The organism is Streptomyces sp. SAI-127 (genome assembly GCF_029894425.1).
In the GTDB taxonomy this organism is placed as follows: domain Bacteria; phylum Actinomycetota; class Actinomycetes; order Streptomycetales; family Streptomycetaceae; genus Streptomyces.
The window spans coordinates 4,417,807-4,435,363 of the sequence record NZ_JARXYJ010000001.1 but is presented as its reverse complement, the minus strand read 5'-3'; the positions used below and the strand labels follow the sequence as shown (position 1 = coordinate 4,435,363).

The 17,557-nt window shown below is 66.2% G+C and carries 28 protein-coding genes; 27 read left to right on the top strand and 1 reads right to left on the bottom strand.

Annotation, left to right across the window (positions count from 1 at the left end):
- Positions 1-264 precede the first annotated feature (264 nt).
- From M2157_RS20110 to tuf, 5 genes are all read left to right on the top strand, one after another.
- Entirely contained in the window at positions 265-729 is a 465-nt protein-coding gene (locus tag M2157_RS20110) for a DUF1707 and DUF4190 domain-containing protein (protein ID WP_280868248.1), read from the top strand.
- 335 nt (positions 730-1,064) lie between these two features.
- Positions 1,065-1,436 carry a 30S ribosomal protein S12 gene (gene rpsL / locus M2157_RS20105; protein ID WP_003948652.1) on the top strand — a complete coding sequence of 124 codons (372 nt, stop codon included), beginning with the start codon at positions 1,065-1,067 and terminating at the stop codon, positions 1,434-1,436.
- Between the two features lie 2 nt (positions 1,437-1,438).
- Positions 1,439-1,909, top strand: a complete 471-nt coding sequence (gene rpsG, locus M2157_RS20100) for a 30S ribosomal protein S7 (protein ID WP_005481264.1) — start codon at positions 1,439-1,441, stop codon at positions 1,907-1,909.
- 39 nt (positions 1,910-1,948) lie between these two features.
- Entirely contained in the window at positions 1,949-4,075 is a 2,127-nt protein-coding gene (gene fusA / locus M2157_RS20095; RefSeq protein ID WP_057607918.1) for an elongation factor G, read from the top strand.
- 155 nt (positions 4,076-4,230) lie between these two features.
- Complete coding sequence (gene tuf, locus M2157_RS20090) at positions 4,231-5,424, top strand: elongation factor Tu (protein WP_057607917.1); 1,194 nt, start codon at positions 4,231-4,233, stop codon at positions 5,422-5,424.
- A gap of 70 nt (positions 5,425-5,494) precedes the next feature.
- Here tuf and M2157_RS20085 read toward each other — a convergent pair whose 3' ends face one another.
- Positions 5,495-5,875, bottom strand: a complete 381-nt coding sequence (locus tag M2157_RS20085) for a phage holin family protein (protein ID WP_280863109.1) — start codon at positions 5,873-5,875, stop codon at positions 5,495-5,497.
- A 223-nt stretch (positions 5,876-6,098) separates the two neighbouring features.
- On the opposite strand from M2157_RS20085, the gene M2157_RS20080 reads away from it, so the two are divergent.
- The 22 genes from M2157_RS20080 to rplO all read left to right on the top strand — a co-directional run bounded on the left by M2157_RS20080 (position 6,099) and on the right by rplO (position 17,487).
- On the top strand, positions 6,099-7,307 hold the full coding sequence (locus tag M2157_RS20080) for an acyltransferase (protein WP_280865868.1): 1,209 nt from the start codon (positions 6,099-6,101) through the stop codon (positions 7,305-7,307).
- A 419-nt stretch (positions 7,308-7,726) separates the two neighbouring features.
- A complete protein-coding gene (gene rpsJ / locus M2157_RS20075) occupies positions 7,727-8,035 on the top strand; it encodes a 30S ribosomal protein S10 (RefSeq protein ID WP_003948644.1) in 309 nt (102 codons plus the stop codon).
- A gap of 17 nt (positions 8,036-8,052) precedes the next feature.
- A complete protein-coding gene (gene rplC, locus M2157_RS20070; protein WP_020135811.1) occupies positions 8,053-8,697 on the top strand; it encodes a 50S ribosomal protein L3 in 645 nt (214 codons plus the stop codon).
- Between the two features lie 5 nt (positions 8,698-8,702).
- Positions 8,703-9,362 carry a 50S ribosomal protein L4 gene (gene rplD, locus M2157_RS20065; RefSeq protein ID WP_280865867.1) on the top strand — a complete coding sequence of 220 codons (660 nt, stop codon included), beginning with the start codon at positions 8,703-8,705 and terminating at the stop codon, positions 9,360-9,362.
- Positions 9,362-9,781 (top strand): 50S ribosomal protein L23, encoded by a 420-nt coding sequence (gene rplW, locus M2157_RS20060; protein WP_053846787.1) that lies wholly within the window; start codon positions 9,362-9,364, stop codon positions 9,779-9,781. Before rplD ends, rplW begins: the two co-directional genes overlap by 1 nt.
- A 38-nt stretch (positions 9,782-9,819) precedes the next feature.
- Positions 9,820-10,656: a 50S ribosomal protein L2 gene (rplB, locus tag M2157_RS20055; RefSeq protein WP_280863107.1), complete on the top strand. Its 837-nt coding sequence runs from the start codon at positions 9,820-9,822 to the stop codon at positions 10,654-10,656.
- A 12-nt stretch (positions 10,657-10,668) separates the two neighbouring features.
- Positions 10,669-10,950, top strand: coding sequence for a 30S ribosomal protein S19 (gene rpsS / locus M2157_RS20050; protein ID WP_057607913.1), 282 nt, complete (start codon positions 10,669-10,671; stop codon positions 10,948-10,950).
- A gap of 44 nt (positions 10,951-10,994) precedes the next feature.
- The gene (gene rplV, locus M2157_RS20045; protein ID WP_006604878.1) at positions 10,995-11,342 is read left to right on the top strand and encodes a 50S ribosomal protein L22; all 348 of its coding nucleotides are present in this window, start codon (positions 10,995-10,997) and stop codon (positions 11,340-11,342) included.
- Positions 11,342-12,166 carry a 30S ribosomal protein S3 gene (rpsC, locus tag M2157_RS20040; protein ID WP_037719146.1) on the top strand — a complete coding sequence of 275 codons (825 nt, stop codon included), beginning with the start codon at positions 11,342-11,344 and terminating at the stop codon, positions 12,164-12,166. The genes rplV and rpsC overlap by 1 nt, the downstream gene beginning before the upstream one ends.
- Positions 12,167-12,171: 5 nt before the next feature.
- Entirely contained in the window at positions 12,172-12,591 is a 420-nt protein-coding gene (rplP, locus tag M2157_RS20035) for a 50S ribosomal protein L16 (RefSeq protein WP_006140905.1), read from the top strand.
- Positions 12,591-12,815, top strand: a complete 225-nt coding sequence (rpmC, locus tag M2157_RS20030; RefSeq protein ID WP_005481220.1) for a 50S ribosomal protein L29 — start codon at positions 12,591-12,593, stop codon at positions 12,813-12,815. Before rplP ends, rpmC begins: the two co-directional genes overlap by 1 nt.
- Positions 12,815-13,102, top strand: coding sequence for a 30S ribosomal protein S17 (rpsQ, locus tag M2157_RS20025; RefSeq protein WP_007384073.1), 288 nt, complete (start codon positions 12,815-12,817; stop codon positions 13,100-13,102). The genes rpmC and rpsQ overlap by 1 nt, the downstream gene beginning before the upstream one ends.
- 97 nt (positions 13,103-13,199) lie before the next feature.
- Positions 13,200-13,568: a 50S ribosomal protein L14 gene (rplN, locus tag M2157_RS20020; protein ID WP_003998823.1), complete on the top strand. Its 369-nt coding sequence runs from the start codon at positions 13,200-13,202 to the stop codon at positions 13,566-13,568.
- A 2-nt stretch (positions 13,569-13,570) separates the two neighbouring features.
- Positions 13,571-13,894, top strand: a complete 324-nt coding sequence (rplX, locus tag M2157_RS20015; RefSeq protein WP_003992365.1) for a 50S ribosomal protein L24 — start codon at positions 13,571-13,573, stop codon at positions 13,892-13,894.
- Complete coding sequence (gene rplE / locus M2157_RS20010) at positions 13,894-14,451, top strand: 50S ribosomal protein L5 (protein ID WP_020135807.1); 558 nt, start codon at positions 13,894-13,896, stop codon at positions 14,449-14,451. Before rplX ends, rplE begins: the two co-directional genes overlap by 1 nt.
- A gap of 5 nt (positions 14,452-14,456) precedes the next feature.
- Positions 14,457-14,642: a type Z 30S ribosomal protein S14 gene (locus M2157_RS20005; protein WP_003948630.1), complete on the top strand. Its 186-nt coding sequence runs from the start codon at positions 14,457-14,459 to the stop codon at positions 14,640-14,642.
- 208 nt (positions 14,643-14,850) lie between these two features.
- Entirely contained in the window at positions 14,851-15,249 is a 399-nt protein-coding gene (gene rpsH / locus M2157_RS20000; RefSeq protein ID WP_266521146.1) for a 30S ribosomal protein S8, read from the top strand.
- Between the two features lie 24 nt (positions 15,250-15,273).
- On the top strand, positions 15,274-15,813 hold the full coding sequence (gene rplF / locus M2157_RS19995) for a 50S ribosomal protein L6 (protein ID WP_280865866.1): 540 nt from the start codon (positions 15,274-15,276) through the stop codon (positions 15,811-15,813).
- A 3-nt stretch (positions 15,814-15,816) separates the two neighbouring features.
- On the top strand, positions 15,817-16,200 hold the full coding sequence (rplR, locus tag M2157_RS19990; protein ID WP_057607911.1) for a 50S ribosomal protein L18: 384 nt from the start codon (positions 15,817-15,819) through the stop codon (positions 16,198-16,200).
- Between the two features lie 38 nt (positions 16,201-16,238).
- Complete coding sequence (rpsE, locus tag M2157_RS19985) at positions 16,239-16,847, top strand: 30S ribosomal protein S5 (RefSeq protein ID WP_010354225.1); 609 nt, start codon at positions 16,239-16,241, stop codon at positions 16,845-16,847.
- A complete protein-coding gene (rpmD, locus tag M2157_RS19980; protein WP_005481207.1) occupies positions 16,847-17,029 on the top strand; it encodes a 50S ribosomal protein L30 in 183 nt (60 codons plus the stop codon). The genes rpsE and rpmD overlap by 1 nt, the downstream gene beginning before the upstream one ends.
- A gap of 2 nt (positions 17,030-17,031) precedes the next feature.
- On the top strand, positions 17,032-17,487 hold the full coding sequence (gene rplO, locus M2157_RS19975; RefSeq protein ID WP_007384079.1) for a 50S ribosomal protein L15: 456 nt from the start codon (positions 17,032-17,034) through the stop codon (positions 17,485-17,487).
- Positions 17,488-17,557 lie beyond the last annotated feature (70 nt).

Below are 17,557 nucleotides of genomic sequence, written 5' to 3'. Positions count from 1 at the left end.
GACAAAGGCACGTAATGCCGCATCATGGAGGAATCTCGGGGGTTCGGGAGGTGCTCCGTGTCGCATTCGTCGTGGCGGCCCTGGGAGGGCGAGGACGAGTCGTCGGGCAGTGGTGTGCCGGGCGACGGGCAGGGAAGAGGTGGACCGCGGCCGGGACCCGGTGCGGACGCTCCTGTCGCGCGCCCCTGGACCGGCGCCTACACCCCCGTAGCGCGCCCCTGGCCCGCCTACCCCGCCCCGCAGGTCCCGCCGAGCGCCTCCGGCATGCTCGCCTCCCACGCCGACCGTGAGCGGGCCGTCGATGTGCTTCGGGCCGGCTTCGGGGAGGGGCGGCTGGAGAAGGGCGAGTTCGACAAGCGGGTGGAGCGGGCGTGCGGCGCCCGTACGGTCGGGGAGCTGGCGCTGCTCGTGTCCGATCTGCCGCTCGGGCCCGTGCCCCAGCCGGCGCCCGTCACCGCCGTACCGCGGACCTTTCTGCCCGCCCCGCGGCCGCGGGCGAACGGGAAGGCGGTCGGAGCCGCGGTGTGCGGGCTGCTGTGTGTGCCGAGCCTCGGGTTCACCGGGATCCCGGCGGTGATCCTCGGGCACGCGGCGCGCGCGGAGATCGAGCGGACGGGAGAGAGCGGCGACGGGCTCGCGCTGACCGGGCTGGTGTTGGGCTGGCTGTCGATCGCCTCGTGGTCGATCCTGATGACGCTGCTGATCGCCGTGGGTCTCGCCTCCGGGTGAGCCCCGTGGGCGGAGCCCGCTTCCACGTGTGCGCAGTGTGAAATCGAAGATCATCCACGGCGTAGGGGCTTGACACCGGTCGCCCCGAGAGGTTGCCGCCGTCCATTTGTTTTGACCGCAGCGAATCAGCTGGGTACGCTCAGACCTTGTGCCTGGGGTGTGCCCTGGCTCTCGTGCGTGCCTTCAACCGCACTAGGGGAGCCTCGAGCGGCCACCGTAATCTGCGCCCTTTTCGCCTCACGGCGGGAGTCCGCCGGATTCGACACACCCGACCGCGTGGGTCGGCGAAGTTCCAGGTTAGCTTCACCATTCGGCACACAGAAACCGGAGAAGTAGTGCCTACGATCCAGCAGCTGGTCCGGAAGGGCCGGCAGGACAAGGTCGAGAAGAACAAGACGCCCGCACTCGAGGGTTCCCCTCAGCGTCGTGGCGTCTGCACGCGTGTGTTCACGACCACCCCGAAGAAGCCGAACTCGGCCCTGCGTAAGGTCGCGCGTGTGCGTCTGACCAGCGGGATCGAGGTCACTGCTTACATTCCGGGTGAGGGACACAACCTGCAGGAGCACTCCATCGTGCTCGTGCGTGGCGGTCGTGTGAAGGACCTGCCCGGTGTTCGCTACAAGATCATCCGCGGTTCGCTTGACACCCAGGGTGTCAAGAACCGCAAGCAGGCCCGCAGCCGCTACGGCGCCAAGAAGGAGAAGTAGAAATGCCTCGTAAGGGCCCCGCCCCGAAGCGCCCGGTCATCATCGACCCGGTCTACGGTTCTCCTCTGGTGACCTCCCTCATCAACAAGGTGCTGCTGAACGGCAAGCGCTCCACCGCCGAGCGCATCGTGTACGGCGCCATGGAGGGCCTGCGCGAGAAGACCAGCAACGACCCGGTCATCACGCTGAAGCGCGCGCTGGAGAACATCAAGCCGACCCTCGAGGTCAAGTCCCGCCGTGTCGGTGGCGCGACCTACCAGGTCCCGATCGAGGTCAAGCCGGGCCGTGCGAACACGCTCGCCCTGCGCTGGCTGGTCGGTTACTCCCGCGCCCGTCGCGAGAAGACCATGACCGAGCGTCTGCTCAACGAGCTTCTCGACGCTTCGAACGGCCTCGGTGCGGCCGTCAAGAAGCGCGAGGACACCCACAAGATGGCCGAGTCCAACAAGGCCTTCGCGCACTACCGCTGGTAGTCGCAGACCCCATCGAGACCGAGAGAAGACCGAAGCCTTATGGCTACCACTTCACTTGACCTGGCCAAGGTCCGCAACATCGGGATCATGGCCCACATCGACGCGGGCAAGACGACCACCACCGAGCGGATCCTCTTCTACACCGGCGTCAGCTACAAGATCGGTGAGGTCCACGACGGCGCTGCCACCATGGACTGGATGGAGCAGGAGCAGGAGCGTGGCATCACGATCACCTCTGCTGCCACCACCTGTCACTGGCCGCTCGAGGACAACGACTACACGATCAACATCATCGACACTCCCGGGCACGTCGACTTCACGGTCGAGGTGGAGCGTTCGCTCCGCGTGCTCGACGGTGCCGTCACGGTGTTCGACGGTGTCGCCGGTGTCGAGCCGCAGTCCGAGACGGTGTGGCGTCAGGCCGACCGTTACGGCGTGCCGCGCATCTGCTTCGTGAACAAGCTGGACCGTACCGGCGCCGAGTTCCACCGCTGTGTGGACATGATCTCGGACCGCCTGGGCGCCGTCCCGCTCGTCATGCAGCTGCCGATCGGCGCCGAGATGGACTTCAAGGGCGTTGTGGACCTGGTCCGCATGAAGGCGCTCGTGTGGTCCGCCGAGGCGGCGAAGGGCGAGATGTACGACGTCGTCGACATCCCGGCCACGCACACCGAGGCTGCCGAGGAGTACCGCGGCAAGCTGGTCGAGGCCGTCGCGGAGAACGACGACGAGATCATGGAGCTGTTCCTGGAGGGCCAGGAGCCCACCGAGGAGCAGCTGTACGCCGCGATCCGTCGCATCACCATCGCGTCCGGCAAGTCCGACGGCGTCACGGTCACCCCGGTGTTCTGTGGCACGGCGTTCAAGAACAAGGGCGTCCAGCCCCTGCTCGACGCGGTCGTGCGCTACCTGCCGACCCCGCTCGACGTCGAGGCCATCGAGGGCCACGACGTCAAGGACCCCGAGGTCGTCGTCAAGCGCAAGCCGTCCGACGAGGAGCCGCTGTCGGCGCTGGCGTTCAAGATCATGAGCGACCCGCACCTCGGCAAGCTCACCTTCGTCCGGATCTACTCCGGTCGCCTGGAGTCCGGCACCGCGGTGCTGAACTCCGTCAAGGGCAAGAAGGAGCGCATCGGCAAGATCTACCGCATGCACGCGAACAAGCGTGAGGAGATCGAGTCGGTGGGCGCCGGCGACATCGTCGCCGTGATGGGCCTGAAGCAGACCACCACCGGTGAGACGCTGTCCGACGACAAGAACCCGGTGATCCTGGAGTCCATGGACTTCCCGGCGCCGGTCATTCAGGTCGCCATCGAGCCCAAGTCCAAGGGTGACCAGGAGAAGCTGGGTGTCGCCATCCAGCGTCTCGCGGAGGAGGACCCCTCCTTCCAGGTCCACTCGGACGAGGAGACCGGCCAGACCATCATCGGTGGTATGGGCGAGCTGCACCTCGAGGTGCTGGTCGACCGTATGCGCCGTGAGTTCAAGGTCGAGGCCAACGTCGGTAAGCCGCAGGTCGCCTACCGTGAGACGATCCGCAAGGCCGTCGAGCGCGTCGACTACACGCACAAGAAGCAGACTGGTGGAACCGGCCAGTTCGCCAAGGTGCAGATCGCGATCGAGCCGATCGAGGGCGGCGACGCCTCGTACGAGTTCGTGAACAAGGTGACCGGTGGTCGTATCCCGAAGGAGTACATCCCTTCGGTCGACGCCGGTGCGCAGGAGGCCATGCAGTTCGGCATCCTCGCCGGGTACGAGATGACGGGCGTCCGCGTCACGCTTCTCGACGGTGCCTATCACGAGGTCGACTCCTCCGAGCTCGCCTTCAAGATCGCCGGCTCGCAGGCCTTCAAGGAGGCCGCTCGCAAGGCCAGCCCCGTGCTGCTCGAGCCGATGATGGCCGTCGAGGTCACCACGCCCGAGGACTACATGGGCGATGTCATCGGCGACATCAACTCCCGCCGTGGTCAGATCCAGGCCATGGAGGAGCGGGCCGGTGCCCGCGTCGTGAAGGGCCTCGTGCCCCTCTCGGAGATGTTCGGCTACGTCGGAGACCTCCGCAGCAAGACGTCGGGTCGCGCAAGCTACTCGATGCAGTTCGACTCCTACGCCGAGGTTCCGCGGAACGTCGCCGAGGAGATCATCGCGAAGGCCAAGGGCGAGTAACGCACCGCGTTCGCACGCTTTAGGCTTGACTCCGGAGCCCGGAGGGGCATTCACCCGCATTTGCGGGGGGAGTGCCCCCGGGCCGAGGCTTTCCAGCAAAGATCACCTGGCGCCGATGAAGCAAGGCGTTCAGAACCACTCCACAGGAGGACCCCGTGGCGAAGGCGAAGTTCGAGCGGACTAAGCCCCACGTCAACATCGGCACCATCGGTCACATCGACCACGGTAAGACGACCCTTACGGCCGCCATTACCAAGGTGCTGCACGACGCGTACCCGGACCTGAACGAGGCCTCGGCCTTCGACCAGATCGACAAGGCTCCCGAGGAGCGCCAGCGCGGTATCACCATCTCGATCGCGCACGTCGAGTACCAGACCGAGACGCGTCACTACGCCCACGTCGACTGCCCCGGTCACGCGGACTACATCAAGAACATGATCACGGGTGCGGCGCAGATGGACGGCGCCATCCTCGTGGTCGCCGCCACCGACGGCCCGATGCCGCAGACCAAGGAGCACGTGCTCCTGGCCCGCCAGGTCGGCGTTCCCTACATCGTCGTCGCCCTGAACAAGGCCGACATGGTGGACGACGAGGAGATCCTGGAGCTCGTCGAGCTCGAGGTGCGTGAGCTCCTCTCCGAGTACGAGTTCCCGGGCGACGACCTGCCGGTCGTCAAGGTCTCGGCGCTCAAGGCTCTGGAGGGCGACAAGGAGTGGGGCCAGACCGTCCTCGACCTGATGAAGGCCGTCGACGAGTCCATCCCGCAGCCCGAGCGTGACGTCGACAAGCCGTTCCTCATGCCCATCGAGGACGTCTTCACGATCACCGGTCGCGGTACGGTCGTCACCGGCCGTATCGAGCGTGGTGTCCTGAAGGTCAACGAGACCGTCGACATCATCGGCATCAAGACCGAGAAGACCACCACCACGGTCACCGGTATCGAGATGTTCCGCAAGCTGCTCGACGAGGGCCAGGCCGGTGAGAACGTCGGTCTGCTCCTCCGTGGCATCAAGCGCGAGGACGTCGAGCGCGGCCAGGTCATCATCAAGCCGGGCTCGGTCACCCCGCACACCGAGTTCGAGGCGCAGGCCTACATCCTGTCCAAGGACGAGGGTGGCCGCCACACGCCGTTCTTCAACAACTACCGTCCGCAGTTCTACTTCCGTACGACGGACGTGACCGGCGTGGTGACCCTCCCCGAGGGCACCGAGATGGTCATGCCGGGTGACAACACCGAGATGAAGGTGGAGCTCATCCAGCCCGTCGCCATGGAAGAGGGCCTGAAGTTCGCCATCCGTGAGGGTGGTCGCACGGTGGGCGCCGGCCAGGTCACCAAGATCAACGCCTGATCTTGACCCGGTAGGTCTCTGAAGGGGCCCGTACGACTTCGGTCGTACGGGCCTTTTCGCATCCCCGGGCTCATCCTGCCTGCGCCTCCGGTACCGGCTGCGGGCCGAACGCCATGAGGGCGAGGGTCAGGCAGCGGACGATCGCGCCGGCCAGCAGAGCCGTGACGAACGAATCCACGTTCATGCCGTAGTCCAGCCGTGAGCTGATCCAGGAGACGAGCAGCCAGACCAGCGCGTCCTGAACGATGCCGATCGCGCCGAAGAGGATCCACGGGGACGTCCTGACGGCGCTCGGATAGCAGTGGATGAGCTGACCGACGATCAGCAGGACCGAGCCGCTGAGGAGGAAGTCCCAGGACGGGGTGTCGGCCACGGGGGAGACACCGGGGAGCAGGCCGGCGGCGAGGGCGGCTCCGGCGTAGGTGCCTGTGACGCGTCTTCGTTTGTACATGGCTGAGATCATCGGGACGGGCGTGGCGTCCTGACAAGACGTCAAGTGAAGTCTGGGGGAACTCTGTGAAGCGGTTCGGCGAGGTTTGCGGCAACTCCCCGGCGCCGGTGGGGGAATTGTTCTTGTCTGGTCGCTGTGGGGTGGTTGTGAGGGTCGTAGCCTGAGGCGTCCGGTGGCCACTCCCGGCCCGGCATTTCCCTCGCGAGGACGGGCGGACACGCAGGTGTCGATGCAGGATGCGGAGCGCGGAACGTCGATACCCAGACGGGTCGTCAGCGGCCTGCAGCAGCCGCTTCCGCCCCTCACCGTGCCCACCCCGCCGGGACAGCCCATCCGCGCCGCCCGGCACGCCGCCGTACGGGGCCGCGCCGGCCGCCGGCTCTACGCCATCGACGGCATCCGGCTCCTCGCCGCCCTCATGGTCGCCATGCACCACTACGCCGGCACCAACCGCGTCGACCAGCCGGGCAATCACATCTGGGACCGTCCGGTCTCCGACATCATGCCGACGGTCTTCCGGTTCGCCTCCTACGGCTGGATCGGCGTCGAGATCTTCTTCGTGATCAGCGGCTTCGTGATCTGCATGTCCTGCTGGGGCCGTACCCCGAGGCAGTTCTTCGTGTCCCGGGTGATCCGGCTGTACCCGGCGTACTGGTTCGCCATCGCGTTCACCACCACCGTCCTGATGCTGCTGCCCGGGGTGTGGGACCGCCTGCGCATGCGGGACGTACTCCTCAACATCACGATGCTCCAGTCCGGTTCGGGCGTCATGAACGTCGACGGCGTCTACTGGACCCTCTGGTCGGAGTTGCGCTTCTACCTGCTGTTCCTGGTGGTCGTGTGGAGCGGCCTGACCTACCGCAAGGTCGTCGTCTTCTGCTGTGTGTGGGGCGCCGCGGCCATGCTCGCCCCGATCTCGAAGCTGCCCCTGCTGGAACTGGTCGCCAACCCGGAGGGCGCCTGGTACTTCATCGCGGGCCTGGCGCTGTACCTGATGCACCGCTTCGGCCAGGACCTGCTGCTGTGGGGCATCCTCGCGATGGCCTGGCTGATGGGCCAGCGCGAACTGGGCATCCGGATCGACGAGGTCGAGCACGTGTCGGGGTGGCGGGGGAGCGTGGCGATCTTCACCGTGTTCCTGCTCGTCATGGTCGCCGTCGCCCTCGGCGCCACGGACCGCATCCGCTGGAAGTGGCTGGTGACGGCGGGCGCGCTGACGTATCCGCTGTATCTGATGCACTACGCGGCCGGTACGGCGGTCATCAACCGCCTGCGCGACACCATGGACGCCCGTCTGCTGGTCGTCTGCGTCATCGCCGGGTTCATGCTGCTGAGCTGGCTGGTGCACCGGTTCGTGGAACGGCCGGTGGCCCGGCTGCTGAAGCGGGGCCTCGACACGTCGTTCGCACGGCTGCGGAACGCGAACGCCTGAGCCCCGTACGGACCTTCCCGGTCCCTCGGTCACTCCGACCGGTGTTTGATCTGTGTCACTCCCGGGGTATTGTCTCCGGCTCGATTGGCCAGGCCCCTGCCCCGTATGGCAGACTAGCGGGGTTGCTCGGTCGAGTGTTGATGCTGCGCGCCTCCCGCCGGGAGGCCTGGAAGCGAGTCCCACAGTACTCGTCGCCCTAACTGCCTTACGGCAGCGCTGGGGCGGACGTACGGGAATCTTCCGGGAAGTGGAGTGCGGCACTGGCCAGGCGCCCGGTGTACCTCTTTCCCAGATCAGGGATGTTCGAACAAGGGACATCTGTGTCAGTGAGAGTGCGACACGCCCGACCGCGTGGGTCGGAGGAAGTCACGGAACACCGGGTTCCAGAGCTGTAAAAGAGACAGGACTACGGAGTAGCCATGGCGGGACAGAAGATCCGCATCCGGCTCAAGGCCTACGACCACGAGGTCATCGACTCCTCGGCGAAGAAGATCGTCGAGACGGTGACGCGCACTGGTGCGTCGGTCGCGGGCCCGGTGCCGCTGCCCACTGAGAAGAACGTGTACTGCGTCATCAAGTCGCCGCACAAGTACAAGGACTCGCGCGAGCACTTCGAGATGCGCACGCACAAGCGTCTGATCGACATCCTCGACCCGACCCCCAAGACCGTTGACTCTCTGATGCGACTCGACCTCCCGGCCGGTGTCGACATCGAGATCAAGCTCTGAGGCCGGTGATCTGAACGATGGCTAAGCAGATCAAGGGCATCCTGGGCGAGAAGCTCGGCATGACGCAGGTGTGGGACGAGAACAACCGTGTTGTTCCGGTCACCGTCGTCAAGGCCGGCCCCAATGTCGTGACCCAGGTCCGTACGAACGACGTCGACGGGTACGAGTCCGTCCAGATCGCGTTCGGCGAGATCGACCCGCGCAAGGTGAACAAGCCCCTCAAGGGCCACTTCGCCAAGGCCGACGTCACTCCCCGCCGCCACCTCGTCGAGATCCGTACCGCTGACGCCAGCGAGTACACCCTCGGCCAGGAGATCACCGCCGAGGTGTTCGAGGCCGGCATCAAGGTCGACGTGACCGGCAAGAGCAAGGGCAAGGGCTTCGCCGGTGTCATGAAGCGTCACAACTTCAAGGGCCTCGGCGCCGGTCACGGCACCCAGCGCAAGCACCGCTCTCCCGGTTCCATCGGTGGCTGTGCCACCCCGGGCCGCGTGTTCAAGGGCCTCCGCATGGCGGGTCGTATGGGCAACGAGCGGGTCACCACCCAGAACCTGACCGTTCACGCCGTTGACGCGGAGAAGGGCCTGCTCCTCATCAAGGGCGCGGTTCCTGGTCCGAACGGCGGCCTCGTCCTGGTCCGCACCGCGGCCAAGGGGGCCTGAGGACTATGAGCACCATTGACATTCTGTCGCCCTCCGGCGACACCGCCGGGACCGTTGAGCTCCCGGCCGAGATCTTCGACGTTGAGAAGATCAGCATTCCGCTGCTTCACCAGGTCGTCGTCGCGCAGCTGGCCGCCGCCCGTCAGGGCACGCACAAGGTCAAGCGTCGTGGCGAGGTCCGCGGTGGCGGCAAGAAGCCCTACAGCCGCCAGAAGGGCACCGGCCGCGCCCGTCAGGGTTCGACCCGTGCGCCGCAGTTCGCCGGCGGTGGTGTCGTCCACGGCCCCACGCCGCGTGACTACTCGCAGCGGACCCCGAAGAAGATGAAGGCCGCGGCTCTGCGCCACGCCCTCACCGACCGGGCCCGCAACAACCGCATCCACGTCGTCTCCGGCGTCATCGAGGGCGAGTCGCCTTCGACGAAGGCCGCGAAGACGCTCTTCGGCAAGATCAGCGAGCGCAAGAACCTGCTGCTCGTCATCGACCGTGCCGACGAGGCCGCGTGGCTGTCCGCTCGCAACCTGCCCCAGGTCCACATCCTGGAGCCGGGCCAGCTGAACACGTACGACGTTCTCGTCTCGGACGACGTGGTCTTCACCCAGGCCGCTTTCGAGTCCTTCGTGTCTGGCCCCAAGGCCGCTGACACCGAAGGGAGCGAAGCCTGATGGCTACGCGTCACCCGAGCATCGCCTCGAAGGCCGCCAAGGCAGCCAAGGCCGCGCGCGTCGCCAAGGCCCGCCGCCACGCCGCCGAGGGCAAGAACACCGTCGTCACTCCGGCGAGCAAGGCCTTCACGGACCCCCGTGACGTCCTGCTGAAGCCGGTCGTGTCCGAGAAGAGCTACGCGCTTCTCGACGAGGGCAAGTACACGTTCATCGTGGCCCCCGGCGCCAACAAGACCCAGATCAAGCAGGCCGTCCAGGCGGTCTTCTCGGTCAAGGTCACCGGCGTCAACACGATCAACCGCCAGGGCAAGCGCAAGCGGACCCGCACCGGCTTCGGCAAGCGTGCCGACAGCAAGCGCGCGATCGTGACCCTTGCCGAGGGCGACCGTATCGACATCTTCGGCGGTCCGACCGCGTAAGCGGGTCGGATCGTCCGATATCGGACGAGGACTGAGAAATGGGAATCCGCAAGTACAAGCCGACTACGCCGGGCCGTCGTGGCTCCAGCGTCGCCGACTTCGTCGAGGTCACGCGGTCCACGCCGGAGAAGTCGCTGGTCCGCCCGCTGCACAGCAAGGGCGGCCGTAACAACGCCGGTCGTGTGACCGTTCGCCACCAGGGTGGCGGACACAAGCGCGCCTACCGAGTCATCGACTTCCGTCGCCATGACAAGGACGGCGTGCCGGCGAAGGTCGCGCACATCGAGTACGACCCCAACCGCACCGCGCGCATCGCGCTGCTGCACTACGCGGACGGCGAGAAGCGCTACATCCTCGCCCCGCGCAACCTGAAGCAGGGCGACCGCGTCGAGAACGGTCCCGGGGCCGACATCAAGCCGGGCAACAACCTGGCGCTCCGCAACATCCCGGTCGGTACCACGATCCACGCGATCGAGATCCGTCCGGGTGGCGGCGCCAAGTTCGCCCGCTCCGCCGGTGCCTCCGTGCAGCTGCTGGCGAAGGAGGGCACGATGGCCCACCTTCGTATGCCCTCCGGTGAGATCCGCCTGGTCGACCAGCGCTGCCGCGCCACGGTCGGCGAGGTCGGCAACGCCGAGCAGAGCAACATCAACTGGGGTAAGGCCGGCCGCAAGCGCTGGCTGGGCGTCCGCCCGACCGTTCGCGGTGTGGCGATGAACCCGGTTGACCACCCCCACGGTGGTGGTGAGGGCAAGACCTCCGGTGGTCGCCACCCGGTCAGCCCCTGGGGTCAGAAGGAGGGTCGTACTCGTTCGCCGAAGAAGGCTTCGAACAAGTACATCGTCCGCCGCCGCAAGACGAACAAGAAGCGCTAGGAGCGGGTTTAGATGCCGCGGAGTCTCAAGAAGGGGCCCTTCGTCGACGACCACCTGATCAAGAAGGTGGACGCCCAGAACGAAGCCGGTTCCAAGAACGTCATCAAGACCTGGTCCCGTCGCTCCATGATCGTGCCGGCCATGCTCGGCCACACGCTCGCGGTGCACAACGGCAAGACCCACATCCCGGTGTTCGTCACCGAGTCGATGGTCGGCCACAAGCTCGGCGAGTTCTCGCCGACGCGCACCTTCCGGGGTCACGTCAAGGACGACCGGAAGTCGAAGCGCCGCTAAACGCGGATCGCATTCAGACACGTAAGTAACTGAGAGGGACAACCATGGAAGCCAGGGCCCAGGCGCGGTACATCCGCGTTACGCCCATGAAGGCCCGCCGCGTGGTGGACCTTATCCGTGGCATGGACGCCACGGAGGCTCAGGCGGTCCTGCGATTCGCTCCGCAGGCCGCCTCCGTGCCCGTCGGCAAGGTGCTCGACAGCGCCATCGCCAACGCCGCACACAACTACGACCACACCGACGCCGGCAGCCTCGTCATCTCCGAGGCGTACGTCGACGAGGGCCCGACCCTGAAGCGGTTCCGTCCGCGCGCCCAGGGCCGTGCCTACCGGATCCGCAAGCGGACCAGCCACATCACCGTGGTCGTCAGCAGCAAGGAAGGAACCCGGTAATGGGCCAGAAGGTAAACCCGCACGGGTTCCGGCTCGGCATCACCACGGACTTCAAGTCCCGTTGGTACGCCGACAAGCTGTACAAGGACTACGTCAAGGAAGACGTCGCCATCCGTCGGATGATGACGTCCGGCATGGAGCGCGCCGGCATCTCGAAGGTGGAGATCGAGCGCACCCGTGACCGTGTGCGTGTGGACATCCACACCGCGCGTCCGGGCATCGTCATCGGCCGCCGTGGCGCCGAGGCCGACCGCATCCGCGGTGACCTCGAGAAGCTCACGGGCAAGCAGGTCCAGCTGAACATCCTCGAGGTCAAGAACCCCGAGACGGACGCTCAGCTGGTTGCTCAGGCCGTCGCCGAGCAGCTCTCCTCCCGCGTCTCCTTCCGCCGCGCCATGCGTAAGAGCATGCAGTCGGCGATGAAGGCCGGCGCCAAGGGCATCAAGATCCAGTGCGGTGGCCGCCTCGGCGGCGCCGAGATGTCCCGCTCGGAGTTCTACCGCGAGGGCCGCGTGCCCCTGCACACGCTCCGCGCGAACGTGGACTACGGCTTCTTCGAGGCCAAGACGACCTTCGGCCGCATCGGTGTGAAGGTCTGGATCTACAAGGGCGACGTCAAGAACATCGCCGAGGTCCGCGCCGAGAACGCTGCCGCCCGTGCGGGTAACCGCCCGGCTCGCGGTGGCGGTGCCGACCGCCCGGCCCGTGGTGGCCGTGGTGGCGAGCGGCGCGGTCGCAAGCCGCAGCAGGCTGCCGGCGCCGAGGCCCCCAAGGCCGAGGCTCCCGCCGCCGCTCCGGCTGAGAGCACCGGAACGGAGGCCTGACCGACATGCTGATCCCCCGTAGGGTCAAGCACCGCAAGCAGCACCACCCGAAGCGCCGTGGTCAGGCCAAGGGCGGTACGACGGTCTCGTTCGGCGAGTACGGCATTCAGGCCCTCACGCCGGCGTACGTGACCAACCGCCAGATCGAGGCGGCCCGTATCGCGATGACCCGCCACATCAAGCGTGGCGGCAAGGTCTGGATCAACATCTACCCGGACCGCCCGCTCACGAAGAAGCCTGCCGAGACCCGCATGGGTTCCGGTAAGGGTTCGCCGGAGTGGTGGATCGCGAACGTGCACCCGGGCCGGGTCATGTTCGAGCTGTCCTACCCCAACGAGAAGATCGCCCGTGAGGCCCTGACTCGCGCAGCCCACAAGCTGCCGATGAAGTGCCGGATCGTCAAGCGCGAGGCAGGTGAAGCGTGATGTCGGCCGGTACCAAGGCGTCCGAGCTGCGCGAACTGGGTGACGAGGAGCTTCTCAACAAGCTCCGCGAAGCCAAGGAAGAGCTGTTCAACCTCCGCTTCCAGGCGGCGACGGGTCAGCTCGAGAACCACGGTCGGCTCAAGGCCGTCCGTAAGGACATCGCGCGGATCTACACCCTGATGCGTGAGCGCGAGCTGGGCATCGAGACGGTGGAGAGCGCCTGATGAGTGAGAGCAACGTGACTGAGCAGACTGCAGAGGCCCGCGGCTTCCGCAAGACCCGTGAGGGTCTCGTCGTCAGCGACAAGATGGACAAGACCGTCGTCGTCGCCGTCGAGGACCGCGTCAAGCACGCGCTGTACGGCAAGGTCATCCGCCGTACCAACAAGCTCAAGGCGCACGACGAGCAGAACGCTGCCGGCGTCGGCGACCGGGTCCTCCTCGCGGAGACCCGCCCGCTGTCGGCGACCAAGCGCTGGCGCGTCGTCGAGATCCTCGAGAAGGCCAAGTAATTTCCTGCGAGGCACCCCTCGCAGGACAGTTCCGCCAGGCTCCGGGGGCCGTTCCTGAACGGCCCCCGGGGAACCGGCAGACAAACAGGAGATAGACGTGATCCAGCAGGAGTCGCGACTGCGTGTCGCCGACAACACTGGTGCGAAGGAGATCCTTTGCATCCGTGTGCTCGGTGGCTCCGGTCGCCGCTACGCGGGCATCGGTGACGTCATCGTCGCCACCGTCAAGGACGCGATCCCCGGTGGCAACGTGAAGAAGGGTGACGTCGTCAAGGCGGTCATCGTTCGCACCGTCAAGGAGCGCCGCCGTCCGGACGGCTCGTACATCCGCTTCGACGAGAACGCCGCCGTCATTCTGAAGAACGACGGCGACCCTCGCGGCACCCGTATCTTCGGCCCGGTGGGCCGTGAGCTGCGCGAGAAGAAGTTCATGAAGATCATCTCGCTGGCTCCGGAGGTGCTGTAAGCATGAAGATCAAGAAGGGCGACCTGGTCCAGGTCATCACCGGTAAGGACAAGGGCAAGCAGGGCAAGGTCATCGCGGCCTTCCCCCGTGAGGACCGTGTCCTGGTCGAGGGTGTCAACCGGGTCAAGAAGCACACCAAGGCCGGCCCGACCGCTCGCGGTTCGCAGGCCGGTGGCATCGTCACGACCGAGGCGCCGATCCACGTCTCCAACGTCCAGCTGGTCGTTGAGAAGGACGGCAACAAGGTTGTCACGCGTGTCGGTTACCGCTTCGACGACGAGGGCAACAAGATCCGCGTTGCCAAGCGGACGGGTGAGGACATCTGATGGCTACCACCACGACTCCGCGTCTCAAGACGAAGTACCGCGAGGAGATCGCGGGCAAGCTGCGTGACGAGTTCAAGTACGAGAACGTCATGCAGATCCCCGGCCTCGTCAAGATCGTGGTCAACATGGGTGTGGGCGACGCCGCCCGCGACTCCAAGCTGATCGAGGGCGCCATCCGCGACCTCACCACGATCACCGGTCAGAAGCCGGCCGTCACCAAGGCCCGTAAGTCCATCGCGCAGTTCAAGCTGCGTGAGGGCCAGCCGATCGGTGCCCACGTCACGCTTCGTGGCGACCGCATGTGGGAGTTCCTGGACCGCACCCTGTCGCTCGCGCTGCCGCGCATCCGCGACTTCCGTGGTCTGTCCCCCAAGCAGTTCGACGGCCGTGGCAACTACACCTTCGGTCTCACCGAGCAGGTCATGTTCCACGAGATCGACCAGGACAAGATCGACCGTACCCGGGGCATGGACATCACCGTGGTGACCACGGCGACCAACGACGCTGAGGGCCGCGCGCTCCTTCGTCACCTCGGCTTCCCCTTCAAGGAGGCGTGAGCGAGATGGCGAAGAAGGCTCTGATTGCCAAGGCTGCTCGCAAGCCCAAGTTCGGTGTTCGCGGCTACACGCGCTGCCAGCGCTGCGGCCGTCCGCACTCCGTGTACCGCAAGTTCGGCCTGTGCCGCGTCTGCCTTCGTGAGATGGCTCACCGTGGCGAGCTGCCGGGCGTGACCAAGAGCTCCTGGTAATCCCCCTTTTAGGGATTCCGGAAGCTCTCGGTAAGCAATGGGCGTGTCAGGCGCCCACCCTTCCATGGCTTAGGCTTGGAGGGTTGGGCGCCTGACGCCCGTACGACTTACTACGCCGTAGGTCCACCGCACCGCACCCGCCTCGTCTCGGATCGAGGAGAGGGATGGGCACCTGGAAACCCCGGCGAGAGAGGCCGAAGGCCAATTCATGACCATGACTGATCCGATCGCAGACATGCTTACGCGTCTGCGCAACGCGAACTCGGCGTACCACGACTCCGTGGCGATGCCGGCGTCCAAGATCAAGTCTCACATCGCGGAGATCCTCCAGCAGGAGGGCTTCATCACGGGCTGGAAGGTCGAGGACGCCGAGGTCGGCAAGAACCTCGTTCTCGAGCTGAAGTTCGGCCCGAACCGTGAGCGCTCCATCGCGGGCATCAAGCGGATCTCCAAGCCCGGTCTCCGGGTTTACGCGAAGTCCACCTCCCTGCCGAAGGTGCTGGGCGGCCTCGGCGTGGCGATCATCTCCACGTCGCACGGGCTCCTCACCGACAAGCAGGCCGGCAAGAAGGGCGTGGGTGGGGAAGTCCTCGCCTACGTCTGGTAGCGGAAGGGAACGGAGGAAACAGCTATGTCGCGTATTGGCAAGCTCCCCATCACGGTTCCCGCCGGCGTGGACGTCACCATCGACGGCCGTACGGTCTCGGTCAAGGGCCCCAAGGGTGCCTTGAGCCACACCGTCGCTGCGCCGATCGACATCGCCAAGGGTGAGGACGGCGTACTCAACGTCACCCGCCCCAACGACGAGCGTCAGAACAAGGCCCTGCACGGCCTGTCCCGCACGCTGGTGGCGAACATGATCACCGGCGTGACCCAGGGTTACGTGAAGAAGCTCGAGATCAGCGGTGTCGGTTACCGCGTGACGGCCAAGGGTTCGAACCTCGAGTTCGCTCTCGGCTACAGCCACCCGATCACCGTCGAGGCCCCCGAGGGCATCACCTTCAAGGTGGAGGCCCCCACCCGGTTCTCGGTCGAGGGCATCGACAAGCAGAAGGTCGGCGAGGTTGCGGCCAACATCCGCAAGCTGCGCAAGCCCGACCCGTACAAGGCCAAGGGCGTCAAGTACGAGGGCGAAGTCATCCGCCGCAAGGTCGGAAAGGCGGGTAAGTAAGCCATGGCATACGGACAGAAGATCCTCAAGGGCGACGCTTACAAGCGTGCCGCGATCAAGCGTCGCCACATCCGGATCCGTAAGCACATCTCGGGTACGGCTGAGCGTCCGCGCCTGGTCGTGACGCGCTCCAACCGCCACATCGTGGCCCAGGTCATCGACGACATCAAGGGTCACACCCTGGCGTCGGCGTCGACCCTGGACACCACGATCCGCGGCAACGAGGGCGACAAGTCCGCGCAGGCCAAGTCGGTCGGCGCCCTGGTTGCCGAGCGCGCCAAGGCCGCCGGTGTCGAGGCTGTCGTATTCGACCGTGGTGGCAACCAGTACGCCGGGCGCATCGCCGCCCTGGCGGACGCCGCCCGCGAAGCCGGGCTCAAGTTCTGAGCCGCTTCCGTAGCTAGCGGAAAGAGAGAGGTAATCCAATGGCTGGACCCCAGCGCCGTGGAAGCGGTGCCGGTGGCGGCGAGCGGCGGGACCGGAAGGGCCGTGACGGCGGCGCTGCTGCCGCCGAGAAGACCGCGTACGTTGAGCGCGTTGTCGCGATCAACCGCGTCGCCAAGGTTGTGAAGGGTGGTCGTCGCTTCAGCTTCACTGCGCTCGTCGTAGTGGGCGACGGTGACGGCACCGTGGGTGTCGGTTACGGCAAGGCCAAGGAGGTGCCGGCCGCCATCGCCAAGGGTGTTGAGGAGGCCAAGAAGCACTTCTTCAAGGTCCCCCGTATCCAGGGCACCATCCCGCACCCGATCACGGGTGAGAAGGCGGCGGGCGTCGTCCTGCTCAAGCCGGCGTCCCCCGGTACCGGCGTTATCGCCGGTGGCCCGGTGCGTGCCGTGCTCGAGTGCGCCGGCGTTCACGACATCCTGTCGAAGTCGCTCGGCTCGTCGAACGCGATCAACATCGTGCACGCGACCGTGGAGGCCCTGAAGGGCCTGCAGCGTCCCGAGGAGATCGCGGCCCGCCGTGGTCTGCCGCTCGAGGACGTCGCTCCCGCGGCTCTGCTGCGTGCGCGTGCCGGGGCTGGTGCTGCGTAATGGCACAGCTCAAGATCACGCAGACGAAGTCGTACATCGGCAGCAAGCAGAACCACCGTGACACCCTGCGCTCCCTTGGTCTCAAGGGCATCAACACGCAGGTCGTCAAGGAGGATCGTCCCGAGTTCCGCGGCATGGTGCACACCGTCCGCCACCTCGTGACGGTCGAGGAGGTCGACTGATCATGGCGGAGAACAACCCGCTCAAGATCCACAACCTCCGTCCCGCCCCGGGCGCCAAGACCGCCAAGACCCGTGTGGGTCGTGGTGAGGCGTCGAAGGGTAAGACGGCCGGTCGTGGTACCAAGGGTACGAAGGCCCGTTACCAGGTTCCGGAGCGCTTCGAGGGTGGCCAGATGCCCCTCCACATGCGTCTTCCGAAGCTGAAGGGCTTCAAGAACCCGTTCAAGACCGAGTTCCAGGTCGTGAACCTCGACAAGCTGGGCGCGCTGTACCCCGAGGGTGGCGAGGTCACCGTCGAGGACCTCGTGGCCAAGGGTGCCGTTCGCAAGAACAGCCTCGTCAAGGTCCTCGGCCAGGGCGAGATCTCCGTGGCGCTGCAGGTGACGGTCGACGCCGTCTCCGGCTCCGCCAAGGAGAAGATCACCGCCGCCGGCGGCACGGTCACCGAGCTCGTCTGAGATCCGCAGGCGTCTCGATGACGTAAGCAGTCCCGACCGGGGATACCTCACAACGGGGTATCCCCGGTTG